Source organism: Streptomyces sp. HmicA12 (assembly GCF_000373565.1).
GTDB lineage: Bacteria > Actinomycetota > Actinomycetes > Streptomycetales > Streptomycetaceae > Streptomyces.
This window is the reverse complement of sequence record NZ_KB891850.1, coordinates 1-21,247: the sequence shown is the minus strand read 5'-3', so window position 1 is coordinate 21,247 and position 21,247 is coordinate 1. Positions and strand designations below refer to the sequence as shown.

The following is a 21,247-nucleotide window of genomic DNA, read 5'->3' as shown; positions in this document are numbered from 1 at the left end:
CACTGCCACGCTCCCCTTCATTCCGAGACACCAGGTCCGATACGCGAGACGAGTTCGTCCCAGTAGCCGGGCATCGTCTCCCAGGGGTCCGTCAGGCCTCCGCGGTCCGTGCGATCGGTGAAGTAGATGGTTCCCGCACCCTGCCAGCGCGCGATGCGCAGCGCCTCTTCCAGATGCCCGCGTGGCATGCCGTGGACGAAGTGGCAGAACTTCTCGGGCGGATACTCGGCGGTCCACTCGGCGACCTGGGACCAGCGGTAATCGCTCCAGGGCCCGGTGAACGTCACCAACTGGTCGGCGGATTCGGCGTATCCGGGGTACGGGTGGGTGCCGTGGCCGAGCACGATGTACGCGTCGTCGACGAGGGCGCGCAGGGTCGTGACGGTGCGGCGGACCTCGGGCAGGGCGGCACGCTCGGTGGGACAGCGGTCGATGCTGAAGCCGTCGACCCGGTACCAGTCGAGGAAGCGGTGCGCGTCGGAGACGAGTTCGCCGAAGGAGCGGGCTCCGTAGGTCATGTCCAAGTGACCAAGAACACGGATGCCGGCGTTGCGCAGGCGACCCGCCGCGGCCAGGCAGTGCGGGTCGGGGCGGGTGCCCGGACCGTTGGCGATGTTCAGGACGACCCAGTTCAAAGGGGTGGCCGGGCGGGTGAGTTCGGCCCATTCCGCGGGGGCGACCAAGGGGTGGGCGAAGCCCGGGACACCGAAGCCGAGGCGTACGTCGGTGCTCGACTGTCCGGTCGCGGTGGGGGTCAGATACGGCATGCCGCCTCCATCCAGATGTCGGCGAGGGACTCTTCGAGGTTGATGCGGGGGCGCCAGCCGAGCCGGTCGCGAGCCGTGCGCACATCGGCCTGCTGCCAGCTCCCGCAGCCGTCCGGGTACGGATACGCGGCGGGCGGGCTGTGCATCCCGTGGTCGGATTCGGATCGCGGGTGCCCGACGGATTGCCGGACCCCGAGGGAAGGTCCGTCGAGTTCGTGGAGGGCGCCGCCGAATCCGGCGACCCGGGCGAGCACGGCGGCGGCGTCGCGCAGCCGCACGGCGCGGCCCGAGCCGATGTTGATGACGCCCTGCGCGGCGGAGAGCGAGGCGGCGTGCACGGCGCGCGCCACATCGCGCACGTCGATGAAGTCGCGCTGCGCGCCGAGGCCACCGAGCTTCAGCTCACCGTCGCCCGCCTGCATCGCGCGGCGCATGGCCTCGGCGAGCCGGCCGAGCGGGGATCCGGCCGGGGTGCCGGGGCCCGCGGGTGAGAAGACGCGCAGGACGACGGCGTCGAGGCCGGAGCCGAGGACGAGTTCGGTGGCGGCGAGCTTGCTGACGCCGTACGGGCCGCCGGGCCTGGGCACCGCGTCCTCCGCGGTGGACGAGCCGGGCTGCGAGGGGCCGTACTCCGCGCCGCAGCCGATCTGCACCAGGCGGGCGCCGCAGCCGCTGCGGCGCAGGGCCTCGCAGACGGTGGCGACGGCGACGGTGTTGTGCCGGGTGAGGTCGCGGGCGCCACCCCGGGTGGCTCCGGCGCAGTTGATGACCACCCCGGGGTGCACGGCGTCCAGGAAGCGGGTGAGCGCGCCCGGGCTGCCGGTGGCGAGGTCGAAGCGGACGTCGGCGTCGTCGCCCCGGCCAAGCGCGGTGAGCTGCACGGCGGGGTCGGCGAGCAGCCGGTCGGCGACGAAGCGGCCGATGTACCCGTTGGCTCCGATCAGCAGGACCCTCATCGGACGCCTCCCGGGGTTCGCGTCGCGGTACGCGCCGCGCGCGGGAGAGCCCCGTCGCGGGTTCCGTACTGCCCGTGGGTGCCGCGCTGCCCATGAGGTCCGGAGTATCCGGCGTATCCGGTGCCTCCGGGAGGAGGGGTGGTCATCTGGCGTTCTCCTTACGGATGTTGCTGAAGGTCGATGGATGGGCCCGCGGTGTCGGCCCCGCGGGAGAACGGGGGGTGTCATGCGGCGTGCGGTGCGCACGGAAGCAGCGCGCACTCGGCCGCGACACGGGTGGTTCCTGTGGGGGTCATGGGGCGTCCGCCGGGCTGTCGGTGCTCGCGTGGGCGGAGGCTCGGGTCAGGGTGCGGTTGGCGTGGATCAGCAGGGCCAAGGCGGCGACGGCACAGGTCGTACCGGGCACCACTCCGGCGCCCGCCGCGTCGACGACGCTCTCCACCGGGGCGCCCAGGACATCGCAGCCGGGCAGGCGCGCGGCGAACACGGTGGCGACGGCCAGGGCCTCGGCACCGGTCGCCACGCCGAGCACCACGGTGGGCGCGTGGGTGCGGCCGTGCGCGGTGAGCAGGCGGGCGAGCAGCAGCAGGAGGCCCAGGGCGCCGGCGCCCGCGTAGTCCACGTCCTGGTCGAGCACGGCCCCGGCCACGCCGAGCAGCACGGCCAGGACGACGGCGAACAGGAGGAGGCAGCCGAGGAGCAACGGGCGTACGGCGGAGGTGAATTCGGCGAGTCCCCGGCTGACGGCGAGGCGCCGGCGGGCGCCGGCGACGAAGAACCGGGCGCACCAGGTCGCGGGGGCGACGGCGGCGGCGAGCGCGAGGAGCGGGGCGGTGGCGGCGCCCCAGGGCTCGTCGGGGCCGCCGGCCAGTGCCGCGTTCAGGAGGCCGTCGCCGAAGACCGCGTAGGCGAGGAGCCACCAGACCCAGACACGGGTCGCGGGTGCGGGCGGTCCTTCGGCGGCGCGCAGCGGTCCGCGGCGCAGCGTCGTGCGCAGCGCGGCCGCGACGGCGAGCGCGCCGCCGATGGCGACGGCCAGGTGTGCGGTGCCCGTGGTGACGTTCAGGACGAGCAGGACGAGTGCGCAGACGGCGCCCGGCAGCAGGGCGAGCGCCGCCCATGCGCCGCGTACGCCGGTGGTCCGGGCGGGGGCGGCGACGGGCGGTTCGCCCGGCTCGCCGTCCCGCGGCATGCGGGCGTACATCTCCTCGGCGAGCGAGAACACATCCTTGTGCCGGTAGCGGGCGGCGGTCCGGTCGGTGACACCGTGCGCCTCCAGCCCGGCGGCGATCTCCAGCGGGTCGACGGCGCGCTCGCACAGTGCGCGGTGGCGGTGCATCAGGGACTTGACCGGGTCCACTCCCGAACGGCGTTGCTGAGTACGGGCGTTGGTGCTGCCGGAAGACGAGCCCTTCTTGCCGATGGAGCGCGTCGCTGCGCCCCGGGAAGCGCTGTGCGGGACCTCGCCGCCCGGACCGGCGCTCGTCGCGGCGCCCGCCGCGCCCTGCGCGCCTTCCCCCTCTTCCGCGCCCGCCGCGCTCTCCGCTCGCCGCCAGGCCCCGGGCTCGTGCAGCAGCTCCGCGTCGAGATCGCGGAGGTCGTCGGGGCCGGGCTCGATGCCGGGCGGCTCCGCGACGGACAGGGAGAGCGCCTCCTCCGAACCGGTTCCCCAGGCTCCGGCGGCCACCGGCACCCGGGGCACGTCCGCCCCCGCCCCGCCGCGGCCCGCGTCGGACCTGTCGCTCCCGCTCATGCGTCACTCTCCCCGCCGCCCCGGGTCGCCCCGGCCAATTCCTCACGCGCACCGCCACCGGCCGCGTCGTCCGACGCCCAACTCGGCGTCCCCGCGCCGGTGGAGCGGCCGACCAGCCAGGACCCGCCGCCTCCGGTCCCCGGTGCCGTCCACCGACCCGGCACATGGGCCTCCGGCGGATGGGAGAACGGCACGGGCTCGCCCGCGTCGTCCACGGCCTCCCGGCGTACCGGGCAGTGCGACACGATCTCCAGGTAAATGCCGCGAAATGCCGTGACGTTCTGCTCGACGGTGAACAGTTCGAGAGCCCGCGCGCGGGCGGCCGCGCCGAGGCGCTCACGGCGCTCGGGGTCGCGCAGCAGCGATACGCACGCCTCGGCGAGCGCCCGCGGGTTGCGCGGCGGGACCACGAGACCGGTGCCGCCGATCACCTCGACGACGGCGCCCACATCGGTCGACACGGTCGCGCGCCCGCAGAACATGGCCTCGACCAGGCTGATCGGGAAGCCCTCGACGACGCTGGAGAGGACGACGATGCTGCCGGAGCCGTAGACGTCGGCGAGGTCGATGGCCTCGGGGCCACCGAGTTCCTCGAACGAGACGGGGTTCTCGCCGACGGCGTGGATGCCCTCCGCCTCGTCGGGGAAGAGCTGCGCGGCCAGGCCCTTGCAGTGCCCGAGGTATGCCTCGGCCTCCTGGTCGCCACCGGGGCCCGTCGCGGCCGGCAGCGCCCCCACGATCCGCAGCCGCGCCTTCGGCTCTTCCTTGCGGACTTCGGCGAACGCGTGCAGCAGGGAGATGAGGTCCTTGGACGGATCGATCCGCCCGACCCAGACGAGCGTGTCCGGGTCCCCAGGCTCCTCGCGCTCACCCACCTCGGCGAAGCGGGTGGCCTCCATGCCGGGGTGGACGGTGCGCAGCTTGGCGCGGTCGGCGCCGCACCGTTCCTGCCAGCGCCTGGCGTGGGCGTTGCCCGGGGTGATGACGGCGGCCTGCCGGTAGACCTCGGCGGCGAGCCGGCCGTGGAAGGCGGCGAGCAGCGCCCGCACCGGCGCGCTCAGCTCGGCGTCGCCCGCGGCGATGTACCGGGCGCGCAGCTGCACCCCGTACTCGGTGACCAGCAGCGGGACGCCGAAGAACCGCTTGGCGACCAGTCCGGGCAGGGCCGCCGCCCCGCCCGACGTGGCGTGGCAGAGGTCGACGGCTCCGAGCCCGCCACCACCGGTCGAGCCACCGAAGGAACCACCGAAGGAGCCACTGGAGGAACCGCCGGAGGAGCCCACGGACGGGTCGTCGTACCAGTCGAGGGAGAGCGGCCGCAGCGCGCACTCCACCTCCCCGGCGAAGGCCAGCAGGTCGGGCACCCGGGCCGCCCTGGCCGCCCGCAGCGCGCCCGGCGCACGACAGGCGCGCTCCAGAATGCGCACGGCGGTCTCGGAACGCAGGGCGGACCCCAATCCACCCTCGTCCCGGGCCAGCTCGGCCAGCCCGTACAGCGCACTGGCGAAACGGTCCGCCTCGCTGAACCCGAGACCGCCTCCGGCGCCTTCTCCCCCGTCGGAAGCGGAGCCGAAGAAGCCGGCAGCACCGGCCCCGTCACCGGAACCGCACACCACGGCCCCGACCAACTCCCCGTACAGCGTGGCGAATCGACGCCGGGCCCGGCGCCCGAGCGCGCCGTCGCGCACGCCGGCCTCGCCGCTCCCCGCCCACGTCGTCCACATCGGCGCGGTTCGCACCCGGCTGACCTGCGGAGGCAGTTCGAGCCAGCCGGCGTCCTCCTGCTCCTGGCTGCGACTGAGCGCGTAGATGTCGAACTCGTGCTGCTCGAGCCCGCGCACAAGCCGGTCGCACCAGAGTCTGGCCTCACCGCTCACATACGGATAGCCACCCTCTGTCAGCAGTCCGATGCGCACGCGTCCACCCCCGATCTCCCGTATGGGGAGCCGCCGTTGGACCGGCGGCTCGCAGCGGGACGAACGTATGCGGACATGCCGGTGGCGCGACGGACGGTTGTCCATCGCGCCACCAAAAGGGGTGAACGGTCGTAACTTTCGCGTGCGCGTGACGTTCTGTCGCGCTAAGAGATCATCCAGCTACACAACGCTACGAAGCGTCAAGCGTTGGGGTACACCCAGGGGTTGGGCTTGCAGGTGATCCCCTCGAAGGTCAGGAACTTCGTCTGCTGCTGCATGACGGGCGCGAGCGCGCCGTCCTGCGAGCAGGTGACGTGGTTGAAGCCGAGTCGGTGACCGACCTCGTGGTTGATGAGCATCTGCCGGTACGGGTGGATGGCGCTGCCGTGGAGCACGTCGTCGTACGTCTTGGATCCCTGCGCCCACCGATAGGCGTTGATCATCACGCGGTCGGTGGCGGCCGAGTCGCACGATACGTTGTCCTCGGTCGTGTCGAGCCCCGACTTCTTGCACCAGAACGCGGTGGTCCCCGGGCTGGCCAGCGTGATCACGAAGTCCGGCTCGCCGGAGGAGATCCGCTCGAAGGTGCGGGCCCCCTCGTGGGCCCAGCTCCTCTTGTCGTTCAGGGTCTTCTGCACGGCCTGCGCGAACAGCTTGCTGTCGAGGCCGAGCCCCTTCTCCACGTCGATGCGGTAGCGGAACTTCTGCCCGCGGCCCGGCGCCTTGTCGAAGCCGCCGACCGCGTCGAACTTCCCCGAGGCCTTCAGGTCCGCCGCGAGCGGATACTTCTTGGCCATCTTCTGGTCGTACGTCGCCGGGGCCGCCTGCGCGGTCCTCGACGGCGTGGCCCGGTCGTCGGAGCGCGACGCCGAGTCGTCGTGGGCACGCGTACCGTCGGCCGCCCGCGACGTCCCGCCGTCGGCCGAGTCGCCGCCCCGGTCGGTGACCTGACCTGCGACGACCACGGCGAGCACGGTGATGACGGCCGCGGCCGCGATGCCCGTGTAGGTGAGTCCCCTGCCGCGCTTCTCGCGCCCGCCGTCCCAGTCGTCCAGGCCGACGGAGCCCGACACCACACCCGAACCGGGCCCCTCGGGGTCCGGCTCCGGCCCGGAAGAAGGCGCTTCGGCGTCCCACTCCGTGACGGAGGCGTACGGGTCACGATCCACCCGCGTGTCGAACGCGTCGAACGCGTCGAACGCGTCGACATAGTCCTGCCGGGGCTGATGGGACCGCGGGCGCGGCACCACCGGCGTCCCGGAAGGCGGCGTCGAGCCGTCCTCGGCCCCGCGGCCGCTGTCGGAGGGGCTCCAGCCGCCACCCCGCTCCCTCTGCTCGGGGTGACCGCCGCGGGCCCGTGGAGCGCTCGGCCGTGCGGGGGTGTGCGCCGCGGCGCCGCCCTCGGGCGCGGTCTCCCTGCGTCGACGTCCATTGCCGGGGCCCGCCTGCGACGAGCCCTGGGCCACGGGAACTACTGGTATGTCGGCCGTATCGCCGTTGTCTGCCGGTCCTCGGCGGCTGTGCCGTCCCACTGGCCGCCTCAGCTCCCCATCTTCGATCGGTTCGTCGTGCTCGTGCCTGTGCTTGTGCTCGTGCGGTCCGTCGTGTCGCCCGCGTCGCCGTCCACCGCGTCGCCCGCCTCATCGAGCACGCGCGGCCCGTCGGCCTCTCTCCACTCCCCGGACTCCCCCGACTCCCGCACCCCGTTCAACGCCTCGGTGTCGGAGAGGAGTTCCCGGAACGCCGTCGCGACCGTATCGGGATACTCCATCATCGCGACATGCCCCGCGTCGGGGAGCGTGAGGAGGCGCGACTCCCGGAAGGTGCGCGCCGCGCGCGCCGCCATCCGGTACGAGACGAGCTGGTCGCGGCCGCCGTAGACGAGCAGGGTCGGTGCGAGCACCCGCTCGGCCTGCCGCCACAGTCCGTGCTGGCCGCCGAGCGTGTAGGCGTTCACGACCCCGCGCGCGGAGCGGGCCATCGCGTCCCAGAAGTACGGCAGCCGCAGCCGCCGCTCCATCTCCTCGACGGCCGCCTGGAACCCTTCCGGTGTGACCCGCTCCGGATCCCCGTAGCAAAGGGCCGTGACGCCCCGCACCCGCTGCTCGGCCGTCCACTCCTTCGTCAGCCGGGTGAAGAGCGCGGCGACACCGGGCACGGCGAGCAGCCCGGTCGGCAGGGCGGTGCGCTGCACACGGATCTCGGGCAGCGCGGGCGACACCAGCGTCAGCGTGCGGACGAGATCGGGGCGTACGGCCGCGACGCGCGTGGCCACGGCGCCGCCCAGCGAGTTCCCGAAGAGGTGCACGGGGCCCCGGCGCTGCGCGTCGAGGTAGCGGATGACGGCGCGGGCGTGCCCGGTCACCGAGTAGTTCCCGTCGTCCGGCGGCGGCGAGTCCCCGAAGCCGGGCAGATCGACGGCCTCCCCGTCGACGACGTCCTCGAGTCGCGGCATCAGTGCCGACCAGTTCTGCGAGGAGCCGCCGAGGCCGTGGACGTAGAGCGCGGGCGGCAGCCCCTCCCGGGCCCCCGGTCTCGACCGGACCGACAGCGTCATCCCGGGCAGCCCGACCGAGCGCAGCCGCTCGCCCTCCTCGACCTTGACGGCTCCCGGCTTGGGCGCCACAGCGGCGACGGCAGGAGGCACACGCGGCGAATCGGTCGAAGACATGCGGCATATGTTACGAGGTGATCACGCAGTGGTTCGTGTGTTCGCCGTCACAGATCGCGCACAGCTCTCCCCAAAGCTCATCCGCCACCGCCCCGGCACCACCCCACCGCGGCCCCGCCGTCGCACCCGTACCGCACCCCGCCCCCGGACGGAAGATCGCGTCAGGAGATCGCATAGCGCCCCGATCGGGTGTCTCCTACGCTCGATACAGGGCACCCGCCCACGCACGAACAGGTGAGGAAGGGAGCCAATGATGACGGTCGATCCGAGCGATCCCGAGACCTTCACGGACAGCAGCCCCACGGAGATCGGCGTGGAGCTGCCCGAGGCCGACGCCGCGGAGCAGTCCGCCGATCTCGCCCCTGACCAGGACGATGTGCCGGGCGAAGAGGCCGATCCGGACAGCTCGAACGAGGCGGACCGGGCAGAGCAGGCCCGGGTCGTCGCGCTCGACGAGGACGACTATCGCTGACGCGGCAAGGTGCCCCGCGGGGGCTGTCGACCGTCGGCGCATCCGCCCGGACAGGCACACCGGTATGCGCCGCTTTGCGCCCTCGGGCCCGCTACGTGCAGCTTTCGCGGCCGTCCGGTCCGTGAAATTCTGCGCTCGCACCGCGCACATCCTGGTTACCCAAAAGTACGATGACGGCGCGGCGCACACCGCAGCACACGGACGATATTGGGAGGCGGCGTGACAGCCATCGAGCAGACCGAGGCAGCGCGCCCCAAAGGCACGCGCCTGCCGCGCCGTGCCCGACGCAATCAACTCCTGGGCGCGGCCCAGGAAGTGTTTGTCGCACAGGGGTACCACGCGGCCGCGATGGACGACATCGCCGAGCGCGCCGGGGTCAGCAAGCCGGTCCTCTACCAGCACTTCCCGGGCAAGCTCGAGCTCTACCTGGCCCTTCTCGACCAGCACTGCGAGTCCCTGCTGCAGTCCGTCCGTACGGCGCTCGCGTCCACGACGGACAACAAGCAGCGCGTGCAGGCGACCATGGACGCGTATTTCGCGTACGTCCAGGACGAGGGCGGTGCGTTCCGCCTCGTCTTCGAGTCGGACCTGACGAACGAGCCGGCGGTGCGCGAGCGCGTCGACCGCGTCAGCCTGCAGTGCGCCGAGGCGATCTCGGACGTGATCGCCGAGGACACCGGCCTGTCCAAGGACGAGTCGATGCTGCTCGCCGTGGGGCTCGGCGGCGTCTCGCAGGTCGTCGCGCGCTACTGGCTGTCCAGCGAGAGCCCGGTACCGCGCGACAAGGCGGTGCAGCTGCTGTCGTCGCTCGCCTGGCGCGGCATCGCCGGGTTCCCGCTGCACGGCTCGGACCAGCACTGAGCATCACTGCCCCCACCCCGCACTTTTGTTCCCCCCTGCTGTTCGCTCTTGGCGTGCGGCCGGGGCGCCGGGAGCCTCGCCTCACCGGGCTAATCTGTGCTGGGTACGGCGCGGTCGTCCGCGCACATCAGGGATCGTCGGAGGGACAAGGCCGTGGAGGTCAAGATCGGCGTGCTGCACACGCCCCGCGAGATCGTTCTGGAGAGCGACCAGTCCACCGAGGATGTCGAGAGCGCGGTGGCCGCGGCGCTGTCGGGCAAGTCGCAGCTGCTCTCTCTGACGGACGAGAAGGGCCGCAAGGTCCTGGTCCCGGCCGACCGCCTCGCCTATGTGGAGCTGGGCGAGCCCGCGGTTCGGAAGGTGGGCTTCGGCCCGCTGTAGAGCTCCACGGAGCTCAATCGGGCTGCACAGAGCCACAAGGAGCTCGGAGAGCCACACGAGAAGGGCCTGACGGCCACCGGCCGTCAGGCCCTTCTTCCTTGCACAACGCCCTGCACGGCTCCAGCGCAGCCCCGGCACAGCCCGCTACACAGAGCGAGCACAGCGAATGCACACGGGGAGGGTTGCATTCCGGGTGCCAGGGGTAGACCGGCTAGGACCGATTTGCACCTAGTGGCCGCGCGGGAGGGACCCTCACCATGCTTCTTGAAGCCCTTGGCTCCGCACTGCTCGGCCTGGCACTCGCCTGGGCCGCGAGCCATCGCCTGCCGCACCGGCTGCCGTCGCGCACGCTGGTGCTGCCGACCGGAATCGCCGGCGCCCTGTTCGGAGCGTTCGTCACGCACACCTCACTGGGCTCCGGCCACGAGCTGGCCACGCTCGGGGGCTCCGTCGTGATGGCGGTGGCTCTGCTGTCCCTGCTGCTGCGCCCCACCCGTGGCAGAGCGCGGCAGCTGACGCCGTACGCGTAGGCGCTGAGCGCCAAGCCCTAAGCGGCGAGGCCGAGGGCCGCCATCCGCTTGGTGTGCGCCTCGGTGATCCGCGAGAACATCTTGCCGACCTCGGCCAGGTCGAAGCCGTCGGCGACGCCCCCGACCAGCATCGTGGAGAGCGCGTCACGGTCGGCGACCACGCGCTGCGACTGCGAGAGGGCCTCGCCCATCAGGCGTCGCGCCCACAGCGCGAGCCGGCCGCCCACGCGCGGGTCGGCGTCGATGGCGGCCCGCACCTTCTCGACGGCGAACGAGGCGTGCCCGGTGTCGTCCAGGACGGACAGCACGAGCGAGCGGGTGTCCGTGTCGAGCCGGGCCGCGACCTCCCGGTAGAAGTCGGAGGCGATCGAGTCACCGACGTACGCCTTGACCAGACCCTCCAACCAGTCCGACGGGGCGGTCTGCTTGTGGAAGCCGTCGAGTGCCTCGACGAACGGGTCCATCGCCTCGGTCGGCTCCGCGCCGACCGCTGCGAGCCGGTCGCGCAGCTGCTCGAAGTGGTGGAACTCGGCGGAAGCCATCTTCGCCAGCTCCGCCTTGTCGGCGAGCGTCGGCGCCAGCTTGGCGTCCTCGGCGAGCCGCTCGAAGGCGGCCAGCTCGCCGTACGCGAGGGCGCCGAGCAGGTCGACGACGGCGGCGCGGTAGTTCGCGTCCGCGGACGCGGTGGCCCAGTCCTGGGCGGCGATCCCGGTCGGAGCGTCGGTCGCTGCAGTGGCGGGCTTGGCGTTGTCAGGCGTCTCCATGGAGCGCACAATAGCCCGCTCGCCGCCACACGGAACTCCCTGGTCAAGGAGTGTGACAACGGCTACGTGACCAATTCGGCCATCGCACATGCGCGTTTCCGGGGTACAGTGGTAATGAGCCCGCCGAGTGCAAGCCAGTTTGTATGACACTGCAATGGCGCTTGCACGTACATGCGACGGGCCGCACGAATGAGGATGCCCGGTCGGTGGCCCGATCGGCTCCGACCCGACAGCCCTCCGGGTCGTACGTCTCGAGACGTACGGATCGAGGAGGGGCCCTCAGCGGCACGAGCGCTCGAGCGTCGGCAGTGGTCCCGCGCCATCCGGTCCACCCGCTTCTGCGGATCGAGACCGGCGTACCAAAGGCACGGCACTGGCACGGTCAAGACCCCCGCGTTCGCCTCGTACCGCACCTCACAGAAGAGGCAACACCCTGACTACGCAGACTTCGACATTCCGTCAGCTCGGAATCCTGCCCGAGACGGCAGAGGCCCTTGAGGCCGTCGGTATCGTCCACCCCTTCCCCATCCAGGAGATGACCCTCCCCGTCGCCCTCTCCGGCACGGACGTCATCGGCCAGGCCAAGACCGGTACGGGCAAGACCCTCGGTTTCGGTCTGCCGCTCCTGGAGCGCGTCACCGTCCCCGCGGACGTCGAGGCCGGCCGGGCCACGCCCGAGCAGCTGACCGACACCCCGCAGGCCCTCGTCGTCGTCCCGACGCGCGAGCTGTGCCAGCAGGTGACCAATGACCTCCTCACCGCCGGCAAGGTGCGCAATGTGCGTGTCCTCGCCATATATGGCGGTCGCGCCTACGAGCCCCAGGTCGAGGCCCTCAAGAAGGGCGTCGACGTCATCGTCGGTACGCCCGGGCGCCTTCTCGACCTCGCGGGACAGAAGAAGCTGAACCTCTCGCACGTCAAGGCGCTCGTCCTCGACGAGGCCGACGAGATGCTCGACCTGGGCTTCCTGCCCGACGTCGAGCGGATCATCAACATGCTTCCGGCGAAGCGTCAGACGATGCTGTTCTCGGCGACCATGCCGGGCGCCGTCATCGGCCTGGCCCGCCGCTACATGTCGCAGCCCACGCACATCCGCGCCACGGCGCCGGACGACGAGGGCCAGACGGTCGCGAACACCAAGCAGCACGTCTACCGCGCGCACAACATGGACAAGCCCGAGATGGTCGCGCGCATCCTGCAGGCCGACGGCCGCGGGCTCGCGATGATCTTCTGCCGCACCAAGCGCACGGCCGCCGACATCGCCGACCAGCTGCAGAAGCGCGGTTTCGCGTCCGGCGCGGTCCACGGCGACCTGGGCCAGGGCGCGCGTGAGCAGGCGCTCCGCGCGTTCCGCAACGGCAAGGTCGACGTGCTGGTGTGCACCGACGTCGCCGCGCGCGGCATCGACGTCGAGGGCGTCACGCACGTCATCAACTACCAGTCCCCCGAGGACGAGAAGACCTACCTGCACCGCATCGGCCGCACCGGCCGCGCGGGCAAGAAGGGCATCGCGATCACGCTGGTGGACTGGGACGACATCCCGCGCTGGCAGCTGATCAACAAGGCCCTCGACCTGAAGTTCAACGACCCGGTCGAGACGTACTCGTCCTCCCCGCACCTGTACGAGGAGCTGAGCATCCCGGCGGGCACCAAGGGTGTGCTGCCGCGCTCGGAGCGTACGCGTGCCGGCCTCGGGGCCGAGGAGATCGAGGACCTGGGCGAGACCGGTGGCCGCGGCGCTTCGTCGCGCGGTGGCCGCGGTGGCCGCCCCTCGCAGGACCGCGACCGGGATCGTGACCGTGAGCGTCCCTCCCGTACGCCGCGTCGCCGTCGGCGCACGCGCAACGGCGAGCCGGTCGCCGGTGAGGCGACGGCCACGGCCGCTCCCGTCACGCCGGTCTCCGAGGACGCCTCCGCGCCCGCCGAGCCGCGCACCCCGCGCCGTCGTCGTCGCACGCGCAACGGTGCGGCCGCTCCGGTCGCTCCCGCGGCCGAGGCCGTCGTCGAGACGGTGGAGACCGTGGCCCCGGTGACCGTGGCCGAGACCGACACCGAGGCCCCTGCCAAGCCGCGTCGTCGTACGCGCAAGAAGGCGGAGGCCGTCGTCGAGACGGTCGAGTCGGTGGCGCCGGTCGCGGAGACCGTGGTGGAGCCGGTCGTGGAGACCGAGGCGAAGCCCGCTCGCACCCGTACCCGTAAGAAGGCCGAGCCGGTCGCCGAGACGGTCGAGGTCGCCGAGGCCAAGCCGGTGCGCACGCGCACCCGCAAGAAGGCCGAAGTCGCCGTCGACACCGCCGAAGCCGTCGAGGCCAAGCCCGCCCGTACCCGTACGCGCAAGAAGGCCGAGCCCGTCGCCGAGACGGTCGAGGTCGCCGAGGCCGCTGCCGAGACCAAGCCGCGCCGCACGCGCAAGAAGGCGGAGGCCGCGGTCGACACCGCGGAGGCCGTCGAGGCGAAGCCCGTCCGTACTCGTACGCGCAAGAAGGCCGAGCCGGTCGCGGAGACGGTCGAGGTCGCCGAGGCCAAGCCGGTGCGCACGCGCACCCGCAAGAAGGCCGAAGTCGCCGTCGACACCGCCGAAGCCGTCGAGGCCAAGCCCGCCCGTACCCGTACGCGCAAGAAGGCCGAGCCCGTCGCCGAGACGGTCGAGGCCGCCGCGGAGACCAAGCCGCGCCGCGCTCCCCGCAAGAAGGCGGAGGCGCCGGTCGAGGTCGAGGCCGCCGAGGCCAAGCCGCGCCGTACCCGCAAGAAGGCCGTGGCCGAGGCCCCCGAGGCCTGAGCACGTCATCGGTAGAAGGCCCGGGTCCCGCACACGCGGGGCCCGGGCCTTCGCCGTACCACCCCGGCCGCCGAGCCCCCTGCCCCTCCGTGTCGCCCCGGCCGACCCCACCACGTAACCTCGCGGCATGAGCAGGCCCCCGACCTTCACGCCGCCGCCCGGTACCCGTGCCCACCGACTGGCCACCGCGCGCGGCGAGTTCGCCGCCCTCACCGGTGAGCCGGAGTCCGGGCGGCCCGTCCGCGGCACCGTCCTGCTGCTGCCCGGGTTCACCGGCAGCAAGGAGGACTTCATCGCGCTGCACGGCCCCCTGGGCGCGGCCGGGTACCGGACCGTCGCCGTCGACGGGCGCGGGCAGTACGAGTCGGGCGGCCCGAAGGACGACGAAACCCCTTACGCGCAGGGCGAGTTGGCACGTGACGTGCTCGCCCAGGCCGCCGCGCTCGACGTACCGGAGGTGCATCTGCTCGGGCACTCGCTCGGCGGGCTCGTGGCACGGGCCGCGGTCATCGCGGATCCCGGGCCGTTCGCGTCCCTGACGCTGATGGCGTCGGGCCCCGCCGCCGTCACCGAGCCCCAGCGGCAGCGCGTCAAGCTGCTCCAGGACGCGCTCGCCGCCCTCGACATGGCGCAGGTCTGGGAGGCCATCCAGGCCCTCGACACCGCCGAGGACGTGGCCGACGTGCGCGACACCACGGACGGGGACGAGCTGCGGCGGCGCTGGATGCTCAACAGTCCGGCCCAGCTCATCGCCACCGGACGGCAGTTGTGCACCGAGCCGGACCGGGTCGACGAACTGGCCGCGCTCGCGCCGCCGGTGCACGTCGTGTCGGGCGAGCGGGACGACACCTGGCCGGTGCCGCTGCTCGACGAGATGGCACAGCGGCTCGGCGCCGAGCGCTCCGTGATCGCCGGGGCCGAGCACTCCCCCAACACCGACCGCCCGCTGGAGACGGCCGCCGCGCTGGCCGCCTTCTGGGACCGCTGCACCGAGGCTCGGTGACCCGCGCCTAGTACTGCGCCTGGAGGTGGCTCCAGAACCCGTCGCGCAGCGCCCGCCGCAGGTCGGCGTGGCCGCGCAGCGAGTACTGGAGCATGCTCTCCGCCTCGACGAGCAGTTCCTGGTCGACCGAGCCGGGCAGGTAGGGGTGGCCGGGCAGCAGCTGCGCGAGGGATTCGGTGCCACGCTCCCCCAGCCAGCGCGCGGCGAGCTGGGCGCCGACGAAACGGACCTGGTCGCGGCTCGGGCGCGGCTGGTCCGTGTTGTCGTACGAGGCGGTGGCGCGGCGCGAGACGTACGGCTTCACGAAGTCGAGGTCGAACGTGCGCTGGCTGTCGACCTCCCAGAGGAGCGGCTCGGCCTGGTTGCGGCCCTCGGGCGCCTCGATGCCCCAGAGGTGGACGCGGGCGCCGTAGCCCTGGGCCGCCTCGACGGCGGAGACCAGGTCCTCGTCGCCGCCGAGGAGGGCGGCGTCGCTGATGGCGCGGTGCCGGGCCAGCGATTCGAGGTCGGTCCTGATCAGTGAGTCGACGCCCTTCTGCTGGTTGTTCGCGTTCAGGTTGCCCAGCCGGACCTTGACGTCGGGCAGCTCGGCGATCGACTGCTGCTCGGTGGTGTGGATGCGGCGCCGGGCGCCGTCGTACCAGTACACGCGCAGCAGCCGGCTGTCCGCGAAGATCGTGCGGGCCTTGTCGATGAGCGCGTCGATGATGCCCTCGGCGTCGAGGTCGAAGGCGCGCCGGTCCTCGGTGCCCGCGACGAGGCGCCCGGCCGCGGCGTAGAGGTATCCGGCGTCGACGAAGATCGCGTGGGTCGACGGGGTCTTCGCGACCTCCGCGAGCATCCGCCGCAGCAGGTCGTTCGTGGCGTCGAGGCGGGCGGTGAGGTCGTCCGGAGGACTGCTGTCCGGGTCTGTTGCGTTCATCGCCGCCCATTGTCCCGGGCGTCACACGGCGTGCACAACCGGTCTCGCTACTCGTCAGTAATTAGTTTCTCGAAAAATTTCTTTAGCGTAGGGAATGTTTGCAGGGGGCAACCCGTTGTACCCATACAGAACGCGGGGCACTGTAGCCACGCAATCCACTCTTAACGGGCAGGCAACCGCCTGGCCGTACGGCGGGACGAGACTGATGTCCTGCACCAGCAGTTCTCCTTCAGGAGGATGACCAGACGAAGGGAGAAGCCCTTGCGCTTCGAAATCATGCGACTCGACGACGTCGACGGCACCGCCGTGGACACCACCGTCGTGGACGCCGCCTCCGTCAACCGGATCGTTCAGCAGGCCGCCGCCATCGGGCAGCGCCTCTACATCCGCCCGGCCGAGTCGGCCGCCTCGTAACGGCGTAGCGACTCACACACTTCGAAGCCCCCGTACGCACGGTGCGTACGGGGGCTTCGCGCGTGGGTACGGGGATCAGCTCGACCGAATCACCTGGGTCACGCCGTTGATGATCTGCTGCACGGCGATCGCCGACAGCATCATGCCCGCGAGCCGGGTCACCAGGACCACGCCGCCGTCCTTGATGACTCGGATGATCACCAGCGAGTAGCGCATGACGAGCCACAGGACGACGTGGATGGCGAGGATCGCCGACCAGACCGAGACCTGGCTCGAGAACGAGTCCGCCTTCTGCACGGCGAGGATGACGGAGACGATCGCGCCGGGCCCGGCGAGCAGCGGCATGCCGAGCGGGACGAGGGCGACGTTCACGTCCTTCGTCTGCTTGGGCTCGTCCGTCTTGCCGGTCAGCAGGTCGAGCGCGATCAGCAGCAGGAGCAGACCGCCCGCGATCATCAGGGCGGGCACGGAGACGTGCAGATAGTCGAGGATCCGCTGGCCCAGGATGCCGAAGACGGTGATGACGCCGAAGGCGACACAGACGGCCTGGAAGGCCATCCGCTTCTGGACCTTGGCGGGGCGGCCCGCGGTGAGGGCGAGGAAGATCGGGGTGATTCCGGGGGGATCCATAATCACAAAAAGCGTGAGAAAAAGGGATCCGAAGACGGCAGCGTCGAACACAGTGGGTCTTGCCTTGCGGGAGTGGAGCGGAGAGGTGGGGGCGAGCGTCAGGCGCGGCGTCCGCCGGCGCCGGGTACCGGGAAGGCGCCCGTGGCGCGGCGCGTGATCTCCCCGTAGATCTCGGGGTCGGTGGTGTACTCGCCGAGGACGCACGTCTTGCGGCTGCCGTGGTAGTCCGAGGAGCCGGTGGTCAGCAGCCCGACGTCGGCGGCGAGGCCGCGCAGGCGGTCCCGGGTCGCCGGGTCGTGGTCCATGTGGTCGACCTCGATGCCGTCGAGTCCGGCCTCGGCCAGCTTCGCGATCGACGTCTCCGGGACGGTGCGGCCCCGCTTGGTGGCGGCCGGGTGCGCGAAGACGGTGACGCCTCCGGCGGCCTTGACCAGGCGGATCGCCTCGAAGGGGTCGGTCTCGTGCTTGGCGACGTACGCGCGGGCGCCGTCGGCCAGCCAGTTCTGCGTGAACGCGTCGGAGACCGTGGGCACGACGCCCAGCTCGACGAGCGCGGAGGCGATGTGCGGGCGGCCGACCGAGCCGTCGCCGGCGATCCGGGCGACCTGCTCCCAGGTGACGGGCACGCCCAGCTCGTTCAGCTTGGCGATCATGCCCTTGGCGCGCGGGACGCGGTCGTCGCGGACCAGCTCGCGCTCGGCGAGCAGTTCGGCGTTCTCCGGGTCGAAGAGGTACGCCAGCATGTGCATGCTCACGCCGTCGAGGCGGCAGGAGAGCTCGGCGCCGGTGACGAGGGTCAGCCCTTCCGGGAGGGCCGCGATCGCCTCGGCGTGCCCGCGCGTGGTGTCGTGGTCGGTGAGTGCCACGACGTCCAGACCGGCAGCGGCGGCGTTGCGCACCAGCTCGGCCGGGCTGTCCGTGCCGTCGGAAGCGGTGGAGTGGGTGTGCAGATCGATGCGCACGGCTGCGTACTCCAGGCTCGGACGGGGACGGACGGGGACGGACGGAAGGAAGCGGCCGCTCCAGGATAACGGGGATTTCGCACACTCCCGTCACGAGTGAACCGCGGCCCGGCCCCTTACGCGTACGGCGGCTTCACCGGCTCACTGGAGGATCTGCGGCGACAGTGCCCCGCACGGCAGCAGCTCCACCTCGGCGCCCGCGTCCCGCAGATCGGTCAGCACCAGTTCGTCGTACATCAGCAGTCCGGACTGCGCGGGCCACACGATCGCCCACAGCCACAGGCCGCGCGCCTCGCCCGCGAACACGGCACGGTCGTCCGCGCCGCCCCGCACCTGCCACATCGCGGTGGGCCGGCCGGCCGCGACGACCTTGGCCTGCGGCGGCCCGACGACGTCCATGTGCGGTCCGGGGTCGGGGCCGTCGATGCCCGCGTAGCGCGCGCCGAGCCCGACGCCGAGCTCCTCGGCGACGAGCACCAGCTCGCCGATGCCGCCGAGCGGCGCGGGGCCGGAGCAGGCGACGGCGGTGGCGCGGCCGCCGTGCCGGTCGTCCCCCGCGTTCGCCACGCCGGTGAACAGCCAGCCGACGGGCAGCGGCCACGGCATCCACACGGGTACCTGGGCGCGGCGCACCACGACACTGAGCGCCTCGACGCTGGGCGGGATCACAGGCTGCAGCGGATGCACGGTCCCGTGCACATCACACTGCCAGGAGTCGGCAAAGAGTCCGGGAGCCCTGACCCGGCCACCACACTTCGGGCAACTGGGTTCGCCCCTCATAAAGCCCCACGGTCCTCCCCGTCCCGCGCCGCGTCAAGGACGATCACCCGTCCGGAGTGCGCCGATCCGCCCTGTTCCACCCGCACAGATACATGTAGCTTGCATTAATTAGCCGCTCTAACTTATCGTGTGTATACGGCAACCATCCGGGACGCAGAACCGGAACACGGACGGCCGGAACACGGAAGAAGGACGGGCATGAGCCACAGCGGTACGGGCAGTACAAGAGGTCCCGCCGAAGGGGACACGTTCGACGCAGGTGCGGGCAGCCTCCTGCGTCAACCGAAGGCGGTCTGGGCGACCGCCGGGGCATCCGTCGTCGCGTTCATGGGCATCGGGCTCGTCGACCCGATCCTGCCGTCGATCGCGCAGGGGCTTCAGGCGACGCCGAGTCAGGTCTCCCTGCTCTTCACCTCGTACTTCCTCATCACCGCGATCGCGATGCTGGTGACCGGGTTCGTCTCCAGCCGGATCGGCGGCAAGAAGACCCTGCTCGTCGGGCTCGCGCTGGTCGTGATCTTCGCGGGTCTCGCCGGCACCTCGGACTCCGTCGGCCAGCTGGTCGGCTTCCGGGCCGGCTGGGGCCTGGGCAACGCGCTCTTCGTGTCGACCGCGCTCGCCGTCATCGTCGGCGCGGCGGCCGGTGGCTCCGCCGCCGCGATCCTGCTCTACGAGTCCGCGCTCGGCCTCGGCATGGCGTGCGGGCCGCTGCTGGGCGCCCTGCTCGGCAACGCCAGCTGGCGCTACCCGTTCTTCGGCACCGCCGCCCTGATGGCCATCGGGTTCGTCTGCATCACGGTGTTCCTGAAGGAGCAGCCGAGGCCCGCGCGGAAGACGTCGCTGCTCGACCCCATCAAGGCGCTGGGGCACGGGGGCCTGGCCTCCGCCGCCGTCTCGGCCTTCTTCTACAACTACACGTTCTTCACCGTGCTGGCCTTCACGCCGTTCGTGCTGAACATGACCCCGTACAAGTCGGGCGGGGTGTTCTTCGCCTGGGGCGTGCTGCTCGCGCTCTTCTCGGTGGTCGTGGCGCCGCGCATGCAGGCCAGGTTCGGCTCGCTGAAGGTGCTCGGCGGCTCGCTGGTGCTGCTCGCCGTGGACGTGCTGGTCCTCGGGTACGGCAGCCACACCGCGGCCATCGTCTGCACGATCCTGTCCGGCGCCTTCATCGGCGTGAACAACACGGTGTACACGGAGCTCGCGCTCGGCGTCTCGGACGCGCCGCGGCCGGTGGCGAGCGCCGGATACAACTTCGTGCGCTGGTTCGCCGCGGCCGCCGCCCCCTACTTCGCGCCGAAGATCGAGGAGTGGAGCAACATCCACATCCCGTTCGTGGTCGCCGCGGTCACGGCCGTGCTCGGTGCCGTCGTCGTCTGGGTGCGCAGGAACGCGCTCACGCACGAGGCCGAGGAACTGGAGCCGCGACACGCCACCGAGGACGGCGTGACCGTCTTCGCCAACTAGTGCTGGATTCCTCTTTGGCGGGGTAGGTGTAGTCATGAGGGGTGCTGATTCGGGCTGCTCGGGGGCGAGTTGCTGTGCCGAAGTTGCTGTTGGCCCGTCCGGCTTCGGACGAGGCGGAGGAGATCAAGGTCCGCAGGCTGGCCGGGGCGAGGCACGCGCCGGCCGATTGGATCCTGCGGGCGAGGATCATCGCGCTGAGCTGGGATGGCCTGCGCGTTCCGGTGATCGCGGCCCGGCTGGGCTGCCATCACAAGACGGTCCGCAAGTGGTTGTGCCGGTTCAACGCTCAGGGCCTGGACGGGCTCGGGGACCGGCCCGGGTGCGGGCGCAAGCGCCGGATCACCGAGGACGAACGATCCCGCATCATCGCGTTGGTCAAGCTGGCCCCGCCCGGACGGCTGGAGGTCCAGCCGTCTAACGAGCTGTGGGCGGCCGACGTGACCGGGCCGGAGGAGTGGACCCTGGACGCCCTGGCCGCCACCGCCCAGGCCGAGGGCATTCAGGTGGGACGGTCCCAGGTCCGGCGGATCCTGCTGGCCGAGGGCGTGCGCTGGCGCCGTACCCGCACTTGGACCACCAGCCGTGACCCGGAGTTCGCCCCAAAAGGACGAGGATCGTCGGCCTCTACACCGACCCGCCATCGGACGCCACGGTGATCTGCGCGGACGAACTCGGGCCGGTCATCCCGCGCGCCTTTGCGCCCGCGCCCGGCTGGTCACCGGACGGGCACCGGATCAAGGCGGAGCTCGACTACAGCCGCGGTCCGGAGAAGACCTGGGTCTACGGAGGGCTGCGGGTGCGCGACGGCATCGAGATCACCACGACCGCTTCCTCCCGCAATAGCGTCAACTACCAGCAGTTCCTCCACAAGGTCGAGGACGCCAACCCGGCTGGGCCGATCTGGATCGTGACCGACAACCTGTCTTCTCACAACAGCAAGTCCACCCTCGAGTGGCTCGAGGATCACCCGAGGATCTTCCACGCGTTCATCCCGGTGGGGGCCTGCTGGCTCAACCTCCAGGAAGGCTGGTGGCGCATCTTCCGCAAGGCCGCGCTGGCAGGACGCTCCTTCTGCGGCCCTGACGACATCGCCGAGGTCACCGCCGTGGCAACCGCCCAGCTCAACGCCCGCGCCAAACCCTGGATCTGGGGCCGACCACCCCCACCCACCCGCACCCTCCGGCGCCGTTTTGAGTACCGCCTTTGAGGAATCCAGCACTAG

At 71.7% G+C, this 21,247-nt stretch carries 20 protein-coding genes and 1 pseudogene; 10 read left to right on the top strand and 11 right to left on the bottom strand.

What is annotated here, in order from left to right:
- Positions 1-17 precede the first annotated feature (17 nt).
- From B072_RS0137470 to B072_RS44950, 6 genes are all read right to left on the bottom strand, one after another.
- Positions 18-767: a spherulation-specific family 4 protein gene (locus B072_RS0137470; protein WP_018535122.1), complete on the bottom strand. Its 750-nt coding sequence runs from the start codon at positions 765-767 to the stop codon at positions 18-20.
- Entirely contained in the window at positions 755-1,723 is a 969-nt protein-coding gene (locus B072_RS0137465; protein ID WP_018535121.1) for an NAD-dependent epimerase/dehydratase family protein, read from the bottom strand. Before B072_RS0137465 ends, B072_RS0137470 begins: the two co-directional genes overlap by 13 nt.
- A gap of 292 nt (positions 1,724-2,015) precedes the next feature.
- The gene (locus tag B072_RS0137460; protein ID WP_018535120.1) at positions 2,016-3,476 is read right to left on the bottom strand and encodes a hypothetical protein; all 1,461 of its coding nucleotides are present in this window, start codon (positions 3,474-3,476) and stop codon (positions 2,016-2,018) included.
- Complete coding sequence (locus B072_RS44960) at positions 3,473-5,392, bottom strand: DUF3492 domain-containing protein (protein ID WP_051127386.1); 1,920 nt, start codon at positions 5,390-5,392, stop codon at positions 3,473-3,475. Before B072_RS44960 ends, B072_RS0137460 begins: the two co-directional genes overlap by 4 nt.
- Positions 5,393-5,592: 200 nt before the next feature.
- On the bottom strand, positions 5,593-6,924 hold the full coding sequence (locus tag B072_RS44955) for a DUF3152 domain-containing protein (protein ID WP_026246704.1): 1,332 nt from the start codon (positions 6,922-6,924) through the stop codon (positions 5,593-5,595).
- Positions 6,925-6,932: 8 nt separating this feature from the next.
- A complete protein-coding gene (locus B072_RS44950) occupies positions 6,933-8,063 on the bottom strand; it encodes an alpha/beta fold hydrolase (RefSeq protein WP_051127385.1) in 1,131 nt (376 codons plus the stop codon).
- A gap of 253 nt (positions 8,064-8,316) precedes the next feature.
- Between B072_RS44950 and B072_RS0137440 the strand changes: the two genes are divergently transcribed.
- The 4 genes from B072_RS0137440 (at position 8,317) to B072_RS0137425 (ending at position 10,307) form a co-directional block, all read left to right on the top strand.
- Positions 8,317-8,535 (top strand): hypothetical protein, encoded by a 219-nt coding sequence (locus tag B072_RS0137440; RefSeq protein ID WP_026246703.1) that lies wholly within the window; start codon positions 8,317-8,319, stop codon positions 8,533-8,535.
- Between the two features lie 219 nt (positions 8,536-8,754).
- Positions 8,755-9,396 (top strand): TetR/AcrR family transcriptional regulator, encoded by a 642-nt coding sequence (locus B072_RS0137435; RefSeq protein ID WP_026246702.1) that lies wholly within the window; start codon positions 8,755-8,757, stop codon positions 9,394-9,396.
- A gap of 153 nt (positions 9,397-9,549) precedes the next feature.
- The gene (locus B072_RS0137430) at positions 9,550-9,777 is read left to right on the top strand and encodes a DUF3107 domain-containing protein (RefSeq protein ID WP_018535114.1); all 228 of its coding nucleotides are present in this window, start codon (positions 9,550-9,552) and stop codon (positions 9,775-9,777) included.
- Between the two features lie 257 nt (positions 9,778-10,034).
- Positions 10,035-10,307: a hypothetical protein gene (locus B072_RS0137425; RefSeq protein ID WP_018535113.1), complete on the top strand. Its 273-nt coding sequence runs from the start codon at positions 10,035-10,037 to the stop codon at positions 10,305-10,307.
- Between the two features lie 17 nt (positions 10,308-10,324).
- On the opposite strand, the gene B072_RS0137420 is transcribed toward B072_RS0137425, so the two are convergent.
- Positions 10,325-11,071 carry a ferritin-like fold-containing protein gene (locus tag B072_RS0137420; RefSeq protein WP_018535112.1) on the bottom strand — a complete coding sequence of 249 codons (747 nt, stop codon included), beginning with the start codon at positions 11,069-11,071 and terminating at the stop codon, positions 10,325-10,327.
- Positions 11,072-11,260: 189 nt separating this feature from the next.
- Between B072_RS0137420 and B072_RS0137415 the strand changes: the two are divergent.
- Positions 11,261-13,850, top strand: a pseudogene (locus B072_RS0137415) (DEAD/DEAH box helicase).
- A gap of 127 nt (positions 13,851-13,977) precedes the next feature.
- Complete coding sequence (locus tag B072_RS0137410; protein WP_018535110.1) at positions 13,978-14,853, top strand: alpha/beta fold hydrolase; 876 nt, start codon at positions 13,978-13,980, stop codon at positions 14,851-14,853.
- A gap of 7 nt (positions 14,854-14,860) precedes the next feature.
- Here B072_RS0137410 and B072_RS0137405 read toward each other — a convergent pair whose 3' ends face one another.
- The gene (locus B072_RS0137405) at positions 14,861-15,775 is read right to left on the bottom strand and encodes an NYN domain-containing protein (RefSeq protein WP_018535109.1); all 915 of its coding nucleotides are present in this window, start codon (positions 15,773-15,775) and stop codon (positions 14,861-14,863) included.
- Between the two features lie 261 nt (positions 15,776-16,036).
- Here B072_RS0137405 and B072_RS48880 point away from each other — a divergent pair, with 261 nt between their 5' ends.
- Entirely contained in the window at positions 16,037-16,189 is a 153-nt protein-coding gene (locus B072_RS48880) for a hypothetical protein (RefSeq protein ID WP_018535108.1), read from the top strand.
- A 75-nt stretch (positions 16,190-16,264) separates the two neighbouring features.
- Here the strand turns inward: B072_RS48880 and B072_RS0137395 are convergent, their stop codons facing one another.
- The 3 genes from B072_RS0137395 to B072_RS0137385 all read right to left on the bottom strand — a co-directional run bounded on the left by B072_RS0137395 (position 16,265) and on the right by B072_RS0137385 (position 18,561).
- On the bottom strand, positions 16,265-16,870 hold the full coding sequence (locus B072_RS0137395) for a MarC family protein (RefSeq protein ID WP_026246700.1): 606 nt from the start codon (positions 16,868-16,870) through the stop codon (positions 16,265-16,267).
- Positions 16,871-16,917: 47 nt separating this feature from the next.
- A complete protein-coding gene (locus tag B072_RS0137390; RefSeq protein ID WP_018535106.1) occupies positions 16,918-17,781 on the bottom strand; it encodes a PHP domain-containing protein in 864 nt (287 codons plus the stop codon).
- A gap of 141 nt (positions 17,782-17,922) precedes the next feature.
- On the bottom strand, positions 17,923-18,561 hold the full coding sequence (locus B072_RS0137385; RefSeq protein ID WP_026246699.1) for a DUF6758 family protein: 639 nt from the start codon (positions 18,559-18,561) through the stop codon (positions 17,923-17,925).
- A 198-nt stretch (positions 18,562-18,759) separates the two neighbouring features.
- On the opposite strand from B072_RS0137385, the gene B072_RS0137380 reads away from it, so the two are divergent.
- The 3 genes from B072_RS0137380 to B072_RS0137370 all read left to right on the top strand — a co-directional run bounded on the left by B072_RS0137380 (position 18,760) and on the right by B072_RS0137370 (position 21,232).
- Positions 18,760-20,025: an MFS transporter gene (locus tag B072_RS0137380; protein WP_018535104.1), complete on the top strand. Its 1,266-nt coding sequence runs from the start codon at positions 18,760-18,762 to the stop codon at positions 20,023-20,025.
- Positions 20,026-20,099: 74 nt separating this feature from the next.
- Complete coding sequence (locus B072_RS0137375) at positions 20,100-20,681, top strand: helix-turn-helix domain-containing protein (protein WP_018529728.1); 582 nt, start codon at positions 20,100-20,102, stop codon at positions 20,679-20,681.
- Complete coding sequence (locus tag B072_RS0137370; RefSeq protein WP_018529727.1) at positions 20,678-21,232, top strand: transposase; 555 nt, start codon at positions 20,678-20,680, stop codon at positions 21,230-21,232. The genes B072_RS0137375 and B072_RS0137370 overlap by 4 nt, the downstream gene beginning before the upstream one ends.
- Positions 21,233-21,247 lie beyond the last annotated feature (15 nt).